Raw genomic sequence first — 19,827 nt, 5'->3', positions numbered from 1 at the left:
CCCGGCGGTTCAAGCCATGGTCATCAGTTGAGCGTTTCCGCCTGCGGCAGCGGTATTGGTGCTGATGGATTGCTCGTGGAACAGCGCGGCCAGGTCATAGCCGCGGCCCGCATGCAGCTCGTCGCTGTTGCGGCTTTCCACGCGCACCAGGGCACCGTCGCGCGCGGCGACCTGGGCGCAGACCTGCAGCAGGGCGTCGCCATCGCCCTCGAACAGCAAGGCCGCCATGGGCGCTGCCGAATCGCCCAGGGAGTCGGCGCTGGCGCTGTGCAGCCATGGCACACCGGCATCGCCCGCAGCGGCGCGCAGCGCCTGCCAGGTGGCGGCGCAGCCGCTGTCGGCGCCTGTTCCGTTGTCGGGCAGCACCGCATGGCAGGCGTTGCCGCTGGCCAGGGCTGCTGCCACCTGGGCCACCAGGCCCAGCGGCGTACGCGGCAGTGCCCAGACGGGGCCGCGCGGCAGCAGGCGGTAGCGGTTGGATTCGCCCGTGGGGCCGGGCAGCGGCATGGCCGCGTCCAGGCGCGATGCGGAGGCTGCCGCGTCGCAAGCGGCCAGGGCCTGCACCTGCTCGTCGGCGGACATGGCATCCGGCGGCGCCTTGGACAGTGTCTCGCGCAGCAGGCCCAGCAGCTGCAGCGGCGCCTGGACGGGCGACTCCGCCCGTGCGAAGACCGACAGCGCCGCGCTGGCAGGCCCCTGCACCAAGCGGTGCAGATACAGCGGGCCGCCGGCCTTGGGGCCCGTGCCCGACAGGCCCATGCCGCCAAAGGGCTGCACGCCCACCATGGCGCCGATCACATTGCGGTTCACATAGATGTTGCCCGCATGCACGCGCTGGGTGAGGTGGGCAATGGTCTCGTCGATGCGGCTGTGCACGCCGAAGGTCAGGCCGTAGCCGGTGGCGTTGATGCCATCGACCAGCGCGTCCAGCTGCTCGCGCCTGAAGCGGATCACGTGCAGCACGGGGCCGAAGACCTCGCGCTGCAGGCGCTCCGTGCTGTCGATCTCGATGAGGGCGGGTGCCACATAGTGGCCGTTGAGCACGCCGTCCTTGCGCTCCACGCGGGTGACCTTCTGGCCCGCTGCGGCCATCTGCTCTATGTGCTCCTCGATCTGGCGGCGTGCCGCGTCGTCGATCACGGGGCCCACATCGGTGCTCAGGCGGTCGGGATTGCCCAGCGTCCACTCCTGCAGCGCATCGCGCAGCATGGTCAGCGTGCGGTCGGCCACCTCTTCCTGCAGGCACAGCAGACGCAGGGCAGAGCAGCGCTGGCCGGCCGAGTCGAAGGCCGAGGCCAGCACATCGGCCACCACCTGCTCGGCCAGGGCCGAGGAGTCCACCACCATGGCGTTCTGGCCGCCGGTCTCGGCAACCAGCGCAATGGGGCGGCCTGCGGGCGACAGGCGGTGCGACAGCTGGCGCGCAATCAGGCGTGACACCTCGGTGGAGCCCGTGAACATCACGCCGGCCACCAGCGGATGCGCCACCAGGGCGGCGCCCACGGTCTCGCCCGCACCGGGCACCAGCTGCAGCGCATCGCGCGGCACGCCGGCCTCGTGCAGCAGGGCCACCATGGCGGCGGCCGTCAGCGGGGTCTGCTCGGCGGGCTTGGCCAGCACGGTATTGCCGGCAGCCAGGGCTGCGGCCACCTGTCCGCAGAAGATGGCCAGCGGAAAATTCCAGGGGCTGATGGCCAGCACCACGCCCAGCGGGCGCTGCGTGGCGTTGTCGAAATGCGCAGCCACCTGGGCGCCGTAATAGCGCAGGAAGTCCACCGCCTCGCGGATCTCGGCCACCGCGTTGGGCAGGGTCTTGCCGGCCTCTCGCATGATCAGGCCCATCAGCGGCTGGCTGCGCTGCTCCAGCAGATCGGCGGCGCGGGCCAGCGCATCGGCGCGGGCGGCGGCAGGCGTGCCGGCCCAGATCGGCGCGGCCTGGGCGGCGCGGGTGGCGCAGGCCTCGGCCTCCGCAGCGGTGGCCTCGCGCACCCAGCCCACGATGTCGGACAGCTCGGCCGGATTGCGCATGGCCTGCCAGCCCTCGGCACGCGCCGGGTCGGCAGGCAGGTCGGCCTCTGCGGGCGCGGCCAGATAAGTCTGGCGCGTGCTGTGCAGCAGTGCGGCGGCCAATGAGGCCAGCTGCTGCTCGTGCGCCAGATTCAGGCCCTGGGAATTGGCGCGGGCCTGCGCGTCTTTCTCGCCCTGCCGTGCAAACAGGTCGGCCGGCAGTGCAATGCGCGGGTGCGGCGCACCCAGCCGGCCTTCAACGCGGGCGATCTTCATCACCTCGTCCACCGGGTCGGCCACCAGCTCGGAGACCGGCACGGAGGCGTCGCCGATGCGGTTCACGAACGAGGTGTTGGCACCGTTTTCCAGCAGGCGGCGCACCAGATAGGCCAGCAGCGTCTCATGGCTGCCCACGGGCGCATAGATGCGGCAGGGGCGGGCCAGCTTGCCTTCGGAGGCCGGGCCCGTCACCTGTGCGTACAGCGGCTCGCCCATGCCGTGCAGGCACTGGAACTCGTACTGGCCGCTGTAGTAGCTGCCGCCCACAGCCTGGGCCATGTGGTAGATGCTGGCCAGCGTCTGCGCGTTGTGCGTGGCGAACTGGGGGTAGACGGCGTCGGGCGCATCCAGCAGCTTGCGCGCGCAGGCCAGGTAGCTCACGTCCGTATAGACCTTGCGCGTATAGACGGGGTAACCGGCCTGGCCGCCTTCCTGGGCGCGCTTGATCTCGCTGTCCCAATAGGCGCCCTTGACCAGCCGCACCATCAGGCGGCGGCGGCTGCGGCGGGCCAGGTCCACCAGGTGGTCCAGCACCTGCGGGCAGCGCTTTTGATAGGCCTGCACCACGAAGCCTATGCCGTTCCAGCCCTTGAGCGAGGGCGCCGCGCACAGCGACTCCAGCAGGTCCAGCGACAGCTCCAGCCGGTCGGCCTCTTCGGCGTCGATGTTCATGCCAATGTCGTACTGCTTGGCCATCTCGGCCAGCCGCAGCACGCGCGGCAGCAGCTCGGCCATCACACGCTCGTACTGCGCTCGGCTGTAGCGCGGGTGCAGGGCCGACAGCTTGATAGAGATGCCCGGCCCCTCGAAGATGCCGCGCCCGTTGGACGCCGCGCCGATCGCGTGGATGGCCTGCTCGTAGGCCTGCAGGTAGCGCTGCGCATCCGCCTCGGTGGCGGCCGCCTCGCCCAGCATGTCGTAGCTGTAGCGAAAGCCCTGCTTTTCATAGGCGCGGCTGTTGGCCAGCGCCTCGGCGATGTCCTGGCCCGTCACGAACTGCTCGCCCATCAGCTTCATGGCGCGGTGCACGCCCTGGCGGATCAGGGGCTCGCCGCCCTTGCCGATCACGCGCGTCAGCGCCGAAGACAGGTTCTTCTCGCTGCTGGTGGATGTGAGCTTGCCCGTCAGCACCAGGCCCCAGGCCGCCGCGTTCACGAACAGCGAGGGCGAGCGGCCCACATGGGCGCGCCAGTCGCCCTTGCTGATCTTGTCGCGGATCAGCGCATCGCGCGTGGCACGGTCGGGAATGCGCAGCAGCGCCTCGGCCAGGCACATCAGCGCCACGCCTTCCTGGCTGGACAGGGAAAACTCCTGCACCAGCGCCGCCACGCCGCTGCCGGCCGGCGCATCGCGCAGGCCCTGTACCAGCCGGGTCGCCAGCTCGCGCACCCTGTCGGCCTGCTGGGCATCCTGGGCGCGTGCCAGCGGCAGCAGCACGGGCAGGCACTCGGGCTCGGGCCGGTGCCAGGCGGCCGTGATCGCGGCGCGCAGCGGCGTCTGCGGCAGGATGGATTGGGCGAATTCCAGAAAGGGTTGCACCTCTTGGCTGGCATTGGGTTGCGCCTCTTCGATCGCGACATCGCCAGGGCTGTCGCCTGCGCCTGCAAGCCGGATGATGGTTGCGCCGCGCTCCAGCGCATCGACGTACTGGACGACGGCCTGCTTGATCAGCCAGTGCGGTGTGCGACCCATCTGCTGGGCTGCGACGCGGATGCGCTCGCGCAAGGCGTCGTCGACTTTGATGCCTACGGTGGTGGACATAATGGATTGGAAAGGGAAAGTGGTTTTTCGATGACTGGGGTGCAACCGGATTCGGCGTGATTTCACATGGGTTGCACCTTTTTTGATAGGGGGTAAACCCTTTGTGTTTGCCCAGGTAGGCTGGGTCCCGTGGAGCCCGTCCAGGCGGGCCGCTCTCACGGCCTCTCGGGTCTTCCCCCGGATGGCTCCAGCGCCTGCGCTTACTGATAGTGGATGGTGAACTCTGCGGAAGCATTGGCGCTGCCGGGTACAACCCGTTCTTCCGTTTGAACGTAGCGCCCCTGCAGCGGAATCGAGAACGCCGTCTGCCCTTGCGGAACGTCGCCAGCCAACCATCGGCTGGTGCCGTCCGCCTCTGAGCCGAACCGCACCGGCTTGCCGTTGCTGAGGATTTGCGCGGCAATGCCGCGTGCCGTGGAGGTCCTGTTCAGCGTGAGGTTGGAGGACGTGTTGTTGCGGTCGGTCACATCGGTCAGCGTCACGTACACCTGCGTTGCGGTTCCTGTATCGCCACCCGAGCAGTCCAGCTGAACGCTCTGTTCCTCGCTGCTAGCGCTGGTGGCTCCCACGCCACCGGACGACCTCATGAGTACGGCGCCCATGTCGAACCTTATTTCTTTCATCCTGACCTTGCAGGTAGGAACGCGGGGACGAATGACGACCGGGGCCGCGAAACGAAAATCGACCAGCAATTGTCCGGCCGCATCATTGGCGCGGGATTGAGCGAAAGAGCCAGATAAGATTCCACCGCTGGTGATGGGACCCATTTTGATTAATTCGATATCATAATAAAAGCTCGCTTCATTCCAATTGCCACTTGTCTTTGGAACTGTTGAGTAGACCAAAAAAGGGAACGGAATTGTGAAGGCGCTTAATTTTAACTTGATGTTCTTGATGGTTCCAGGGGCTGCATAGAGACCATTTTCATGAGGGCCGATGCCTGTGAGGTAGTCTTCTATTCCAGGAACACATTCAAACTGTGGTTTCTTGGATTCTGGGATTTTATTGGTAAGTTTCAACGGACCGCTGTATTTGTAGATGGTGCTTCCAATGTTGTAGTCACCAGGCGCGAATTCGGGAACTGTCATGCCGGAGAGCTCGGCCGTAAAGTACGGCAAGCCGTCGCTGGTGTTCAATTTGCACAAGGCCCATGTGGAAGGGGTAGTCAAGGCCCAAGTCAATGGAATAAATGAACTTTTGAGGATGCGAAGTGCATTTTTCACGGAGTTTCCTTTCGAGCATCAGGTAAGGGCTGCCCAATGCACCCATGAACGTTGATTCCCCAAAAGCTCAGAAGTACCAGACCGTGCTACTGATAGCTCATCGTGAATGTGGCATCACCATTGGCCTTGCCCGGCGTCACCTGGGCGGCGGTCTTCAGATAGCGAGCCTTCAAGGGAATATCCAGTTTGCCTTGCCCAAATACGGCGCTGCCTGCAAACCACTGGTTGGTATTGCCCGCGGCTGCGGAGTTCTGGCCGAATTTCAATGGAGTATCGAGCCTGGTGATCTGGATGGCTACGCCTGTTGCGTTGGATGCCTGGGACACCGTTGCGCTGTTGCCCCCAGCGCGATTCAGCGAAATATTGAAGGCTTGTTCGTTGGCTGTGGTGTCCACGGGCGTGGAAGACGGAAAGAACACATTCCCCAAAGGAAGATTTATGGTGGAGGCGGATACGCGGCAGGTGGGCACCTGAGGGATGATTTGTACTGGTGTGATTGTTTGAAAATCGACCAAGAGTTGGCCAGAATTGCTGCCGGCACGGTATTGCAATATTGAACCGCTCAATTTTTCAATCTGCTGCGTGCCGCTGGCGCGTAAATGGGCGCTATCGAAAAGCTTGTCGGTTGCCGCACCATGTGGTGTTTCCTGGGCGAGCGCGAACCCTCTTTGGGGAAGAGGGCTCACCTCAGGTTCAGGTCTTGTCCGCCGCCTTCAAGGCGCTGATCTTCAGGCTGGGCTGCAGGATGGCCAGCGGACGGTCAGCCCGCAAGGTTTGCTGCGGCGGCTTGTGCTTGCCGGTGCCTGCGTCGTGCCCTGCCGCTACGGGAGTTCTGCCCGCGTTGCCGATGACTGGTGCAGTGGTGGGCAAGGCGCTGATCTTGACGCTCATGCGCAGGCCGTCCAGGTCGCGCTCCAGCTGCAGTGCCTGCTGGCTGCCGCTCGGCTGTGTGGCACGAGCGGGCAGCACTGCCGCCGCAGTGACTGCCGGGGCGCTGGCGACTGCCGTGGCCGGTGCCGTTGCTGCCATGCGTTCCTGGGTGATGCCGGCCAGAGCCACAGCCGACGCAGCGTTGGAGGCTGGGGCGCCGGCCACGGCTGTCTTGGCATTGGTGGTTGAGGTTGCCGCGGTCTTGCCCGGCTTGGCAGATGCCACGTCGGTGGCCGCAGGCAGCAGCTTGTTGCTGGCCACGCAGGGCAGTTCCAGGCTTTGCGGCGGCTGGTGGGTGGTGCTGCGCTTTCTTTCAGGCAGCGTATAGGAGAGGTTGCAGCCCACCATGCCGGTGTCGGTCTTCCACTGCACCTGCAGCTCGCCCTGGTCTGATAGCCCGCGCGCCAGCAGCTTGCCGGCCTGGCCGATCACGCCCAACTCCTTGCCGTCCATGTCCAGCACGCTGGCGCCAAAGGGCACAGGCATGTTGCCGGCCTGCCGCGCGCGGATCACGGCCGAGCGGCCGTAGGCCGTCTTGAAGACCAGCAGCGGCACGGCACCGGCCAGCGGCGCGACGTGCTGGCTGGTTTCCTTGAGCTCAACGTCGGTGGAAAGGCCCTTGGGATCAATGGAGACCTCGTTCATCGAGAACGGTGTGAGGTAGGGCACGACGGCATAGCCCCGGCTGTCCACCTTCACTCCGGGCGCGTTGTTGATGCGCGCGCCCTCCGCGTTCTTGGCCTCCACGATGGCAAAGGTGTCAGACACCGATTGCGACAGCGTCACGCCGCCCGGGTGGGCCACGATGGCGCCACGCGCGCCTACCGAGAACTGCTGGTAGCCGCTGCTGGCGCTGACGCTGCCGCTGAGTTCGGTCTGCGATGCGCGGTAGGTGGCGTTGGCGCTGGCACTGGTGCTGCTGCCATTCATGCCACCGGTGTTGTGGTTGGCGCTGAGGCCGTAGGAGATGGCGTTGTCGTCGCCCAGCAGACCGGACAGGTTGGCCTGGGCCTGCACGCGGCCGCGCGAGTCGCGGTTGGTATTGGTGGAAAGCATCATGCCGCGCTCCATGCTGAGCGGAATCGACAGGCCCACGTGCAGGAACGTGTTGGACTGTCCCCAGGCATCACGCTGGCGCGCCGCAGAGAGGTTGTAGGAGATGTTGCGGAACGAGTTGCTGTAGCCAATGGCGTAGTCGACGTTGGAGCCCTGTCGGTTCCAGTACTTGGCAGTGGACGCCGTGAGGCTGAGGTTGCCTCCCCCAGGCCCGAACTGCTGTCCCATGACCAGGGAGGCGCGGTTGCGCGGCCGGTACAGGTCCGTGGAGGGCCGTAGCAGATTGGCCTGATCCCGTGCGCGCATGGCGTCGTTGAGGCCGAAGAATCCGTTGGTGGAGTAGCGATAGGCGGCAATGGCCACGTGGGTGCCGGTCTGGGCAAAGGATTTTGCGTAGCTGGCCCGCAGGCTCTGCCCGGAAAAGGAACCGTCGTGGGGGATGCTGGTGGAGGCGTGCGTGATGTCTGCACCGAAGGCGCCCCAGGGCGTGGTGAGCGCTGCGCCAATCATGGGCGAGATATGGCCCTTGGCCAGGGACACGCCGCCGTAGCCTGTCAGCATATTGGTGAAGCCGTGCTGCCACGTGGCCTGGGAGAACATGGGCGAGGTGTTGGGCAGGTGGCGCACCACGCCCGCAGTGAGGCTGTATCGGTTCTGCCCTTCACGCAGCGACAGCGGCACGGCCGCGTAGGGAACGGAGAAGCTGCGCACGGCGCCATTGGCCTCGGTGATGCTGACTTGCAGGTCGCCACCGTAGCCCGTGGGATAGAGGTCGTTGATGACGAAGGCGCCGGGCGCCACCGTGGTTTCGTAGAGCTTGATGCCGTTCTGCGTGATGGTGACTCGGGCATTGGTGTTGGCCACGCCGCGCACCACGGGCGCGTAGCCGCGCTGGGAGTCGGGCAGCATGCGGTCATCACTGTTCAAGCGTATGCCGCGAAACGAGGTGGAGTCCATCAGGTCGCCACCCGTGTAGGTGTCGCCCAGTATGAGCTGGGAAGACCAGTCGGCAATGTCGCGCTGTGCGTAGGTAGAGATGTTCTGGTAGTTGCCCCGTCCAGTGTCCGCCCAGCTGAAGGAGCCGTTGTGCCGGAAATGCCAGCGGTCGATGTTGACGCCGCCGTTCAGGCCCAGGTAGCTCTGCGTGGTGTTTTCTGCGTTGCTGGAGCGCCCGTGGTAGGTGTTGAACTGGTAGCCGAGCAGGCCGACAGGCACGCCGGCGCTCCATTGGTCGGGACTGACATAGCCGCGCACCGAACGGCGTAGCGAGGCCTGGGGCACGCTCAGGTCCAGTCGCTGCTTGCCGAAGTCGAAACTGGTCAAGGCGCCCGCAACGATCTGGTCCAGACGGTTGCAGCCACCGTCGGCCGCCAGCTTCAAGGCGGCCTCGGGCGGCAGGCGTGAGAGGTCGATGCCCACCTTCTCCAGCAGGGCCTTGTCCAGGCAGGGCAGCGCGTCCTGTGAGCCGGACTGGGCCTTGAACTGCACTTCGCGGCGGCCAACCCAGTTGCCGTTGATGTAGATGTCGGGGCTGTAGTTGCCGGGCGTGACCACGTTGGCGCGCGAGTAGCGCGAGACGTCAATGGTCTGCTTGCCGGTGTTCAGAAAGCTGGGGTCGAAGTCGACGGCAGCCGGCGTGGGCTGCCACTGGCCGGTGGACGTGGAGGTCGTGACTTCCTTGACCTGCTGCCCCTGCTGGGCCTCGGACTGCCAGCACACCAGCACGGAGAGCAGCAGCGCATGGCCGGGCTTCAGTTGGAAATATCCGGCAGGGCCTTGGCCTGGCCCCGGCATTGTTCCTTTTCCTTGCCTTGTATGCCGGCTTTTGATTCCCTTTTCTGAATCTGGAAAGAATGGCCTGATCATTTGCTTATCTCCTAATGCTGTGCGCCCGATGCAAAGCGAACGGCCAAGGCCGATGTGCCAGTCCCGGTAAAGAGACCGATGCCGTTTCGCCGGGTATTAACGCTGGGTATCGGTGTGCTGGCCGGGCTGAAAATGCAGTGGCATTAGATAATCAGGCCGGAAAGGACGGGGGATTCGCGTGGCTGTGCTCGCATTGCCCTGTTTATTGGGCGGAATTTCCGATTCTGGCTTCGTGGTTGAGACTGGCGCCCCAATCATTGATGCTGCTGAACATCACCGTGGCACCTGCCGCGCCAGCCATATTGACACCCGCAGGTTCCTTGATTGGAAAGGTGGCCACCTGGCCGGGAAGAACGGGCCCGACGCCTGCCTCGAAGGATTTGCCGCCGAGTTGCACTTCAACGCCAGCCACATTGACCACAAAGGCGCTGGGATTGCGTGCTTTCAACACAGGCTGATTTTTAGCGTCAACGTCTACCGACCATTGAAGCTGGGCAGGAGCTTCCTGGGCATTGCCGGGCAGGTTGCTGGGTCGGTACATGAGCTTGACACGGGTGCGAAAGGCGAACTGGAGATTGTTGGAGTCGCCTTCCATTTCCGCCTTGGGCGGGACGTCCAGCACGTTGAGCCAGAACAGGGATTCCTTGTCGGCAGGCAGTGCTTCGCCCGAATAGATGATGCGCAACGTCTGGCTCTTGCCCGCCTCGATGCGCATGATGGTGGGCGTGATGACGAAGGGAACGTCGATGTTCTCAGGCGATTCCTGGTTGTTGCCCTTGTCCAGCCAGGTCTGCACCAGGGCAGGTTTGCTGCCTTCGTTGGTGAGCTGGATGGTGGCTTCCTTCTCGCCACTGGGGAAGATGATGCGCGTGCCCGTCAATGTCACGCTGGCCTGTGCCGCCGTTCCAAGAAGAAGGGACAACAGGATGGCAGCAAGCCCATATGAACGTTTGATCGTCAGCATCGGAGAACTCTCTGGGTTTTGAGCGAAAGAATGGGGCCGGGCCCATGTCACGAAAGCAGAAGACACGGCATATCGACTACCGCAAGGCGGCCGATATGCCTGAAAGTCAGTGATTACTGATAGACCAGCGAGTAGGTCACCGAGGTGTCGGTGCGGCCTGCGGTCACGGGGCCGGTGGCCACGTATTCGGAGGCGAAACGCATGACGGCCCGGCCCGTGCCACCGACCTTGTTGTCGATGTCCACAAAGCGTGATTGGGCGGAACCGATCTTCAGACGCTCGTTGTTGCTGGGATCCACGATGGCGATCTGGACACCGGAGGCCACGGTGGGCGCACCAGTACCGCTGGCAGCTGCAGGCTTGAGCATGCCGGTGACCAGATCCACGTTGGGGCCGGCCTCGAAGAACACGGCGACTTTGGAGACAGGCGTCGTGGCGGTGGCGCTGGAGGCCAGCTCGCAGCCACTGAGTTCCAGCGAGAACGCCTGGCGGCCGACCGTGGCACCCACGGTGGCCAGCTGGTTGTTCGCCACGTTGGGCAGCTTCACGCCGTCCTTGGCGGCGCCGGCGACCGTGGTGTCCACCTTGCAGGTGGTGGTGACCACCTCGCCCGTGAAGTTGATGGTGCCGTCTGCTGCTTGAGCGGTGTTCATGGCCATCATGACCAGGCTGGCGACCGATGTCAGCAATGCGATCTTTTTCATGGGTATTCCCTCGAGTTGAAGAGATAAATGAAATTCCAGCAGCGATGAATGCGCTGATGGAATAAGAGATTGTGTGAATGGTTGAGTGGTTAATAAATCATCAGTGTTCCATGTTCACCTCATCAATCCAATGGTTGGTAACTGTCAGCATGGTCAATGATTTGCAGGGGTTGCGATCATGCTGGAATAGGTGGTGGCGCTGACATGGAGAAATTGTTCGGATGAGGGAGCGTTGGCGAGGGATGGGCGAGGTTTGTTTCTCTGGCATGTTTGGAATTGAATTGCTCAAAGACACCAGTGCCCAATGGCGCGGACGGGGTTCAGGAGAGAATATGTCAAAGAAAAAGGCGAAAAAACCTGTTCTTTGGGTATGTGATGGATTCTAGGTGTGCGCCGCCGTTATATGAAATAGGGCGCATTCTGATTATTTGAGCCTGAATCTAGGAATAGTCCTAGATTTGCTCTGTCGAATGGGGGAAAGAGGGTGCGCAGCCCGCCTGCGCCGGGCGGTTGCCTGTGCTGAGGGTGATGGTGTCTGCGGAGGGGGCGCGGGTCCCGCAGATCAGGAGGGGTGGTCGAGGGCGAAGGTCTGCAAGGGCAGCACCGGCCCTCGGCCCTGTGGATCAGGGGCGCTGGGACAGCAAATACTGCGCCATTTCGGCAAAGCCGTCGCCGCGCTCGGCCTGCGTGACATGGCGAGGCAGGTGCTTGAGCTGGGGCACGAAGCGCGCGATGTTGGCCACGCCTAGGCTGTGGGGCATGTGCTCGAACATCAGCTGGTCGTTGGTGGAGTCGCCGATGTAGATCCAGCGGTCCAGCGTGGCGTCGAGGTCGATGTCGAACAGGGTGCGCAGGATCCATCGCGCGCCTTCGAGCTTGTTGTGCGCGCCAAACCAGCCGTTGATGTGGATGGAGCTGACGGTGGCGTTCATGCCCGCCGCCTTCATGATGGCCACGCACCGGTCAATGTCCTGCTGGGGCATCTGCGCGAATTCGCTGTGGTCCACGGCAATGTCGCATTCGCGGCCCGCCGAGTCGGTGGCGCGCAGCGCGCCGGGCACGGTGGCCTCGATCTCGGCCAGCACCTGCTGCATGCGCGCGTAGTTTGCAGTGCGTGTGGCCTCGTCCTGCTGGTAGAGCTTGTCCAGCCCGCCCTGCGCATTGCGCCGCAGTGCCACGGCGCCGTTCTCGGCCACGATGGCATCCACGGGCCAGGCCTGGGCAAACGGCTCGCTCCAGCCTACGGGGCGGCCGGTGATCGGTACCACGCGCAGCCCGGACTGCTTGAGCTGGGCAATGGCATCAACGACATGGGCCGGCACCACGCCTTCCGTGGTCAGGGTGTCGTCGATGTCGGTGAGGATGCCGAGCGGCGATGCGGGAGGTGTCCAGAGGGACAGCGGCTGGAGGGTTGTAGGCACGGTCGTCAAAATGCAAAAAGCCGCCCGGGGCGGCTTGTAAAAGGGCAGCGTTTGCACGCACGGACCGTGCGCGCAAGGGCTCCATCCTACTGCCTGGCGAATTCGACGATGGCCTTGTAGAACTTGTCGGAGCCGTCCTTGGGGTTGTCTGGGGACAGCTCCATGCGGTTGACGCCGTGTTCGGCCGCGCCCTTGAAGCGCTGGTTGATCACCGAGAAGTAGTAGGGGCTGATGAAGGTGGCGCCTGCGTCATAGTGGGCCTTCAGCGCGGCCAGGTGCGTTCCGTCAAGTTTCCATTGCTGCGGATTGAACTCGGGCGCGCCGTAGCCGCTGCCGATCTGGTGCTGCTTCATGAAACCGCGCAGCCAGTCGCTGTTTGTGGCGCCGCCGTACATGTTCAGGCCCTGCTTCCAAGGTGCCTTGCCATCCAGGGTCTGGGTGGAGGCGAACAGCTGCGGATTCCACGAGGGGTTCACATCGGGAATGATTTGGTGGGAGTACAGCTTGGCTGCGGGCAGGCCCGCCTTGAGGGCGCGCTCATGGAAGGTCTTCAAAAAATTGAAGACTTGGGATTCTCGATAGTGGTTCCAGTCACGTGCCAGAGGGTTGTAGTAGACGTCCTGCAATGAGGGAGGCATGTCCAGCCATGAGCGAGCGCCCTTGCGCTCCAGCGCCGTAAAGGCTGGCATCCAACCAAGCCGCCGAGGCTCCAATCCGGGTGGTGGGCTGCTTTGATCCCGTGGCACCACCACGAAATCCACATCAGCCATTTTGTAGCGCCGCCCTTTGGATAGGACCACTACTTGGGCCACATGAGGACCGGGCTTCAGTTTGCTGAAGTCAATGTCGCGCCGAAAACCGGTGTTGGGGTTTGTGATTTCATCGACGGCACGGTAGACATCCAAGCGATTGAGGCTGCGGGCCATGGGTCCGACAAGCTTGCCATCCACATAAAGGTTGATTTTATCCACGATCTGTGCGGGATCCCAGAGCCATCCTGCAACAGGCAGGGTGCCGTCGGCATATGCGTCGTAGTGCTCGCCGAAGGAGCCGAGTTTCTCTTTCCGAATATCCTTGGAGGGGGCAGGGATGACATCGAAGGACGCGTAGTCCAAGCCGGTCTGCGCCTTGAATCGTTGAATGTCCCTGTAGTGTGTGCGGAGCCATTGTCGGAAGCCTTCTATCGATTCCGGGCTGTAGTCCGTCACACGGATGTCCCTATAGGCGCCCATTCCATTCTCGAAGTCTGGAAACATATGGTGAAGTTCACCGGCCAAAGTATAGGCCACGATGCGATTTTGCACGGGCAGAGGCAGTTCCTGGATTTTTTTTGCCACATGCTCAAGTGCCTTGAAGCGATAGTGGTTGACAGGAATTTCCGGATTTGTCGCAAGTGTATAGGGCAGGATGCTGTAGCCGAAGTAGTCCAACTGCAACGGCTTGCCATCACGCAACTGCATCAGATTCTCGGGAGTCTTGCGCAGGTCCTCTACGATGGGCCCTAATGAATCGAAATGGTCGGCCGCAAGATAAACAACGACGGGGCGTGGAATCTTTCGGATGACGTTCAGGAAACTGTCAACCTTGGAGTCGTCAATTTCCCAGCCCTTTCCCGTGCGGTGATATAGGTCGAGCAGTTGCAGGGTTGCCGTGTAGCCAATTTGAACAGAGCCTTTGGGGCCACCCGGTTCCAGTGTATCGAGGAGACGTGTGACAGCCGTGGCACCATCCATGCCGCGTTTGCGGCAGAACGCATAGGCCTCTTTGAGGGTCCGGATCTTCTTGTCTGCAACGGCCTCATCGCACAAATATATGCCCTCGACGGTGGGCGCGATAATCAAGGGCTGATCGGATGGCCTTGCAGCAGTTCCTGCCTGTGAAAAATTGGCCGTGGCAAACATCACCAGTCCCACCAAGTTCAGCGCGGAAAGATGGAATGATTTTGGTGAAATACGGGTTGGGGTCATTTGGGAAGACGCAGGAATTGCAGAGGCTTGGGTTATGCTAAAAAGCAGGGGCTCTTAAAAGATGCCCCTGGCCTCATTCATGATTTTCTGGATTATATTTTTCCAGCGTGTAGGGGAGTATCTGGGGAGAACTACTGTCGCGAGTTGGAGATTCGATAAAAGAGGAAGTTCCTGCTGTCAAGCGCCTTTGCGCGAGGAGAATCCGAACCAGGTGGAGACTTTTTTCTTGAATATCTGATAGAGCGGATATTCAACGAGGCGGTAGCAAAGCCAGGAAAATACCAGTGTGGCTAATATGCTTGCAAGAGCCCAGATGGTATTGGGAATTCGCACGGGTGATTTGAAATAGATGATGCTCATCGCAACGAGCACCATGATATGGCTGAGATATATGCTGTATGAGGCATCTCCCAGGGATTGCAGCAATTTCCACGGGGTGATGTTTTTTCGCTCAAACTCCATGGCGCAGGCCACAAGACAGCAGGAGAACCCGCCGAAAAGAACGGCTCTTTCTCCGGCGTGGAAAAATCCGGCCATCCCGCTGGCGTTCAAATTCCCATGAATTTGATAGAAGTATGCGGCAGCTAGAAAGGCAATGGCAGCAGTCGCCCAGATAGAGATATATTGCTGTGGCCGTCGACGGACGAATTCCGATAGCAGAAAGCCTGCGATGAACTCCACGACAAGCGGAGATGCGTAGAAGGGAATCAGCAGGCTCGCCTTGGCCTTCCCTTCATTTTGAGGGAGGTACATCCCGTTCTTGTACAGCCAGACATTGAAAATGATGATGCCAAGGCCACAGATCCCTAGGATCTTTGCCGCATAGCGTCTTTGCCAGAGGACAATCAAGGCAACGACGACATAGAAATACAACTCAAAACTCAGCGTCCAAGTAATGGGGAGAAGGTAGAGCATTAAATCCTGAGGCCACAGGAAGAAAGATCCCAACAGGCTTGTCTGAGGCTTGATATTTTGGAAATGCCATGCAGCGATGAGGTAAACAAAGAAAAATGGCCACCAGCCAATGTAGATTCGGCCAAATCGCTGCGTTAAAAAACGTGCGAATGAATGCCATCCAGGTTTTAGATTCCTCGTGGTTTCAGCCATTATCAGTCCGCTGATTACGAAGAATAAATCAACCCCAGCAAAACCCAGTCGAGTGACCGCTTCTGGCAATATTGTCAGTGTGAATGGCGTCACGGGTGGACTCATGTGGTGGAGTACCACCCAGAATGCGGCAAAGAATCGCAAAGTCTGCACGTTTTTTAACATTGGGGTTCCTCAAGAGGATAATCTATCTTTTCTGAAGTCTTTGAGTATGCATGCGTCCATTAGCAGCCCGCTAAGCGGCTCCTGAGGGGTGCTGCTAATATCGTGGTGCAGAAAGGCGATGAGGAACTGGATTCCAATGATGACAGGCAAGGCAGCGAGCATAACTGTTCCGCTGCTTGCCGGGAGATTGTCCAATAAACTGCTGATCCAATGAATTCCTCCGAAAATTATTCCGAAGGATAAAAAAAGAACGCCAAAGATGCTATATATGGTTCCGGCGTTAAAATCTCTTAGAAAATAATTGTAGAAATAGCGTTTTCCTATGCGGATGGCATGCTTTTTCAGGAATTCCGGGAGGATCTTGTTTATCTTGAGATTGGACTCCTCATCTGCATAGACTGCGTCCATGGGTATATCTTTGACGACAGCACGGATGGTGTTCAGCCGAAAGAGCATGTCGGTCTCGAAGAAGTAGCGTTTTTCCAGCTTGCTGATGGGTAGTTCTCGTAAGACGCTCGTGTGGATGGCTGTATATCCGTTGGACGGGTCCATGATGTTCCAGTATCCGCAGCTGATTTTGGTAATGAAGGAAAGTGCAGCATTCCCAAAAATGCGGATTTTTGGCATGGTTTGCACTGATTCAAGCCTGAAAAATCGATTGCCTTTTGTGTAGTCTGCTCTTCCTTGGATGATGGGGGTGACAAAAAGCGGAAGTAGTTTAGGATTCATCTGTCCATCGCCATCTATTTTGACTACGATATCCATTCCATCCTTGATCGCTTGACCATAAGCCGTGCTTACTGCCCCTCCCACGCCTTGGTTTTTTGTGTGGAAAAGTACCCTCACCCGAGGATCCTTGCAATTCTGCAGAATCCAGTTTCCACTGCCATCAGGGCAACAATCGTCTACGGCATATATTGTTGTTACGCAATCGGGTATTTTTTCTATCACCTCTATGACATGCTGTGTGACTTTGTAGCAAGGGATGGCAACTGAAATTTTCATGTGATCTGTTTTGTTAATTGGGTGCTTGGGATGCAATGGTTATCCCTGTTGCAATGAAGATGCCTCCGATAATAGTTTTAGGGTGCATTGGCTCGTTCAGAAATAGCCAGGCCAGACTGGGCACAATTATAAAGGCCAGTCCCATAATCGGATATGCCAGATACAGAGGTGCACTTCTCAGAATCCACACCCAGGCCAGCGTGGTGACTCCGTAAAGCGCGAAAGCCACAAGCAGCCAGCCATTGAGGGCAATATCCATCAGAGAGGGGGAAAGCGGAATAGCGGCTGCTGCCTTCTTGAAAAGCAGCTGCCCCAGCGAAATGCCGAGGACGCAAATAACAGCTAGACTGGTGAGAAAAGGTGTCATGTGTTGGAAGGTGTGTTGTCTTGGTAGGCGTGCTGCCCGGTGTTGCCAAGGCAAACATGACGGGCCGGGATGGCTGAGGAGCTTTCCTTGCGGCTCGGCTGCACTTAGGGCGCTGGTTGCAAAATGCTGCGGAAATCTGGATCGGCTGCGAGTGAGGTCCCATTGATGCGGATGTCAGACTAGGGCGAGGATTGATGGAGCAGGCAGTCGCCAGCTCGCCCGGTACGGTAGGCGTTGCTGATTATGCAGGTACGGCAGGCCGCGCGCGTGCAGTGTGCATGGCCTGTGGCGGCCGCGGCGGCCGCGAGGTACAGCTAGTGGAAATGCCGTACTGCGTTGGCCGGCCCATGCATTAGGTGCCATCGACTGCGGCCTTTTCCCACGAGCTACTTTGCCGCAGTCGAGTAAATTAGCCATCTTTCTGGCGATGCCTCGCCGCAGTCGAGGGATGTTGCCTGTGCTGACTTCACAGATTGCCGTAATACTGATGTTTCGTTTCCTTTTTGCCCTCATTTTTCTCTTTGTGTCGGTGGGGGGGCACGCCCAGGCTCCGGAGAAGACACGAGTATCGGGTGCGTTGGAGCATTGGTCGCTCGATGAGCCCAGCAGCAAGCTGTCGCTTACAGGGTGGGTGCTGGCAGGTCAGGACGGGACGGCTCCACCTGCGATGAAGCTTTCCATTTTGGGGACGGAATTCCAGGCGAAGGATGCGGCGTGGACTGCGAGGCCGGAGCTGTCGGCGGACAGCCCCTACACCGGTGGTCAGGTGGGCGTGGGCTTCGATTGGACGGTGACATTACCTGCGAAGCCTCCTGGCGGTGTGCATGTCATCCGGCTTGAGGTCGTCTACCCGGGGGGCCAGACATTCTTGCTGCAAAGCTCGTTGGGTGGCAGCCCCGAATTGATCGTCAAGAGGATAAAAAAAAGCCATTGGTGGGCGCTGGGGATCGTGCTGGTCGTCGTGCTGCTCATCCGTTTCGGCAGGCTTGAGCGCACAAGGCTGGCGCGCCGTCTGTCCCAGTGGACGCAGGAGCGAACGGGTTACCTGCTGATCGTCGGTGCCTTCGCCGTGCTGGTGACCGCTGGCATTACCGGCAGTTCGATGAATCTGCTTCTGGAGAGCCCGATAGGGCAAAGTCTGCTCAGCGCGAAGGGGAGCCAGGCGCGCCTGTTCGACCTGCGCGACATTCGTGGAGACGAGTGGGGCGTGCTTATGCCGAACGTGCTGGCTCAGGTCAATCATGAGCCGCAGTTTCCGGTCGTGAATACCAATATCGGTTTGAGTGGGCAGAACATGGGTGTGATCGGCATGACGGGTGTTCCGATCGCTAATTGGGCCGCTTTGGCCAAGCCTGCGACCTGGGGATATTTCCTGCTGCCGTTGCGCCAGGCCATGAGCTGGCAATGGCAGCTCCCGTTCTGGGGTGGCCTGCTTTCGGTCTGGCTGCTGCTCAACGTGCTGCGGCCTGACAGGCGCGGGCTCAATCTGGCTTTGTCGTTCGCTTTCTGCGTGGCCCCCTACGCTGCCGCCTGGTCCAACTGGCCCCTGTACGCCACGATGTTCCCGGCACTGGGTTTTGTGCTCGCATGCAAGCTGATGCAGACCACACGTCGCGGGCATGCGCTATTGCTAGGCCTCGGTCTTGGCTGGCTGATGGCGTGCTGGTTCCTAGTGTTGTATCCCACCTGGCTCATCATCGTTGGCAGTTTGCTGCTGTTCGTCGGTGTGGGCTGGTGCCTAGACAATCGTGATCGGCTGCATTGGGGCATGCCGCAGGTGCTAGGCGCCGTGGGGGCGGGGGTGGTTGCCGCGGCCCTGCTAGGCAGCTGGTGGATGGATACGCACGACGCCGTTGCATTGATGCGGGCAACCGAATATCCCGGCAAGCGAGGCGCGCTGCCCGGGGGGGATCTGGACTGGCTGTGGCATCTGCGTGGATACAACAACGCGGATATCGTGACACATGCTTCTGGAGCGCATACCGACCAGTCTTCCGCCAGTTCCTATTTCCTGTTGCCCTTGATGTTGCTTGTGCTTTGCGTTAGCCATCTGGTGCAGCGGCGAGAGCGGCGTTGGGCTGTCGCAGCATGCACGGCCTTCATTGCCTGCTACTGGATCTACGGCTTTGTCGGCGTGCCGATCTGGCTGGCCAAATACACACTTTGGGGAAATATGCCCACGTTCCGCATGGATGTGGGTATGGGGCTGGTGAGCGTCGTTTTGATTACATTGGCGGCCGAGAAGGGGGTGCTGGCCGATAAACCAGCGCCCGGTTGGTGGACGAGCTGGCTTGTGCCGGCACTGGCTGCTCTCGGCAGCGCAGTGGTGATTGCATGGATGCTCTATCGCACACCACTGTTTTTCATGCCGGAGGGCAGTTGGGTCTATACATCGGCCATGGTCATTGTCGGAACGATGATGTGCTGGTGGATGCTGAGGGGCAAAGTGGGCGCCGCCGTTGCCATGTTGATCGCCGTGCATCTGCTTGCAACACTGACTTTCAATCCTGTGCTGCGGGCGCCCAAGAGCGTGAGCCTAGCAGAAGGGAGTATCCCCTATGTCATCAACTCAGAGGGCAGACACTTGAGGACCATTTTGCTCAATGGCGACGGCATAGGGCCGCACATGCTCGCTGCAGCAGGATTTCCAATTTCCAATGGTGTGTTGTACTACCCGCACAAGGAGCTGTGGTCCAGAATGGGGTTGCCCGAAAAAGAATGGCCCGTGGTTAATCGCTATCAGCATCTTGGTTTCTACACGGACGCCAGTGTTGAAAATGTCTCAGGTTACCGTGCGTCTGCAGCATCGGTCGACTATGTACGCGTCGATATCCATCCACAACGGTTTGACTTCTCCAAGACAGGTGCTCAGCGCGTGGTTGTGGAAGCTGCACAGGCGAACGATCTGCGTTCCAATGCCTCGTTGACATGGATGGGCGAGTACAGGCGCCTGCACTGGTTTGCCATCAAAAAAGAGGGGCGATAGAAATCTTTACGGATTTGCC

Annotated in this window: 12 protein-coding genes; 1 reads left to right on the top strand and 11 read right to left on the bottom strand. The window is 60.6% G+C overall.

The window, feature by feature from the left end:
• Positions 1 to 9: 9 nt before the first annotated feature.
• The 11 genes from putA to ACN20X_RS28375 form a co-directional block, all read right to left on the bottom strand.
• Positions 10 to 4,047: a trifunctional transcriptional regulator/proline dehydrogenase/L-glutamate gamma-semialdehyde dehydrogenase gene (putA, locus tag ACN20X_RS28425; RefSeq protein WP_016452767.1), complete on the bottom strand. Its 4,038-nt coding sequence runs from the start codon at positions 4,045 to 4,047 to the stop codon at positions 10 to 12.
• A 200-nt stretch (positions 4,048 to 4,247) separates the two neighbouring features.
• Positions 4,248 to 5,270 carry a fimbrial protein gene (locus ACN20X_RS28420; protein WP_016452766.1) on the bottom strand — a complete coding sequence of 341 codons (1,023 nt, stop codon included), beginning with the start codon at positions 5,268 to 5,270 and terminating at the stop codon, positions 4,248 to 4,250.
• An 86-nt stretch (positions 5,271 to 5,356) separates the two neighbouring features.
• Complete coding sequence (locus tag ACN20X_RS28415) at positions 5,357 to 5,956, bottom strand: fimbrial protein (protein ID WP_227469629.1); 600 nt, start codon at positions 5,954 to 5,956, stop codon at positions 5,357 to 5,359.
• A gap of 7 nt (positions 5,957 to 5,963) precedes the next feature.
• Positions 5,964 to 9,050, bottom strand: a complete 3,087-nt coding sequence (locus ACN20X_RS28410; RefSeq protein WP_016452764.1) for a fimbria/pilus outer membrane usher protein — start codon at positions 9,048 to 9,050, stop codon at positions 5,964 to 5,966.
• 274 nt (positions 9,051 to 9,324) lie between these two features.
• On the bottom strand, positions 9,325 to 10,086 hold the full coding sequence (locus tag ACN20X_RS28405) for a fimbrial biogenesis chaperone (protein ID WP_016452763.1): 762 nt from the start codon (positions 10,084 to 10,086) through the stop codon (positions 9,325 to 9,327).
• Positions 10,087 to 10,199: 113 nt separating this feature from the next.
• The gene (locus ACN20X_RS28400; protein ID WP_016452762.1) at positions 10,200 to 10,790 is read right to left on the bottom strand and encodes a fimbrial protein; all 591 of its coding nucleotides are present in this window, start codon (positions 10,788 to 10,790) and stop codon (positions 10,200 to 10,202) included.
• 623 nt (positions 10,791 to 11,413) lie between these two features.
• Complete coding sequence (locus ACN20X_RS28395) at positions 11,414 to 12,211, bottom strand: HAD-IIB family hydrolase (RefSeq protein ID WP_034349002.1); 798 nt, start codon at positions 12,209 to 12,211, stop codon at positions 11,414 to 11,416.
• Positions 12,212 to 12,297: 86 nt separating this feature from the next.
• Complete coding sequence (locus tag ACN20X_RS28390) at positions 12,298 to 14,112, bottom strand: hypothetical protein (protein ID WP_016452761.1); 1,815 nt, start codon at positions 14,110 to 14,112, stop codon at positions 12,298 to 12,300.
• 243 nt (positions 14,113 to 14,355) lie between these two features.
• Positions 14,356 to 15,450 carry an acyltransferase family protein gene (locus ACN20X_RS28385; protein ID WP_016448474.1) on the bottom strand — a complete coding sequence of 365 codons (1,095 nt, stop codon included), beginning with the start codon at positions 15,448 to 15,450 and terminating at the stop codon, positions 14,356 to 14,358.
• Between the two features lie 9 nt (positions 15,451 to 15,459).
• Positions 15,460 to 16,455: a glycosyltransferase family 2 protein gene (locus tag ACN20X_RS28380; RefSeq protein ID WP_080649909.1), complete on the bottom strand. Its 996-nt coding sequence runs from the start codon at positions 16,453 to 16,455 to the stop codon at positions 15,460 to 15,462.
• Between the two features lie 13 nt (positions 16,456 to 16,468).
• Positions 16,469 to 16,822, bottom strand: coding sequence for a DMT family transporter (locus ACN20X_RS28375; RefSeq protein ID WP_016448472.1), 354 nt, complete (start codon positions 16,820 to 16,822; stop codon positions 16,469 to 16,471).
• A gap of 448 nt (positions 16,823 to 17,270) precedes the next feature.
• Between ACN20X_RS28375 and ACN20X_RS28370 the strand changes: the two genes are divergently transcribed.
• On the top strand, positions 17,271 to 19,808 hold the full coding sequence (locus tag ACN20X_RS28370; protein WP_046984087.1) for a DUF7657 domain-containing protein: 2,538 nt from the start codon (positions 17,271 to 17,273) through the stop codon (positions 19,806 to 19,808).
• Positions 19,809 to 19,827: the final 19 nt, after the last annotated feature.

This window comes from Delftia sp. PX-1 (assembly GCF_055797465.1).
This window is presented reverse-complemented; position numbering and strand designations above follow the sequence as displayed.

Excerpts from the sequence above, each read along its gene's own strand:
- putA (WP_016452767.1), bottom strand. The coding sequence starts at position 4,047 with ATGTCCACCACCGTAGGCATCAAAGTCGACGACGCCTTGCGCGAGCGC.
- ACN20X_RS28410 (WP_016452764.1), bottom strand. The coding sequence starts at position 9,050 with ATGCCGGGGCCAGGCCAAGGCCCTGCCGGATATTTCCAACTGAAGCCC.
- ACN20X_RS28405 (WP_016452763.1), bottom strand. The coding sequence starts at position 10,086 with ATGCTGACGATCAAACGTTCATATGGGCTTGCTGCCATCCTGTTGTCC.
- ACN20X_RS28400 (WP_016452762.1), bottom strand. The coding sequence starts at position 10,790 with ATGAAAAAGATCGCATTGCTGACATCGGTCGCCAGCCTGGTCATGATG.
- ACN20X_RS28390 (WP_016452761.1), bottom strand. The coding sequence starts at position 14,112 with ATGTTTGCCACGGCCAATTTTTCACAGGCAGGAACTGCTGCAAGGCCA.
- ACN20X_RS28385 (WP_016448474.1), bottom strand. The coding sequence starts at position 15,450 with ATGTTAAAAAACGTGCAGACTTTGCGATTCTTTGCCGCATTCTGGGTG.
- ACN20X_RS28380 (WP_080649909.1), bottom strand. The coding sequence starts at position 16,455 with ATGAAAATTTCAGTTGCCATCCCTTGCTACAAAGTCACACAGCATGTC.
- ACN20X_RS28375 (WP_016448472.1), bottom strand. The coding sequence starts at position 16,822 with ATGACACCTTTTCTCACCAGTCTAGCTGTTATTTGCGTCCTCGGCATT.
- ACN20X_RS28370 (WP_046984087.1), top strand. The coding sequence starts at position 17,271 with ATGTTGCCTGTGCTGACTTCACAGATTGCCGTAATACTGATGTTTCGT.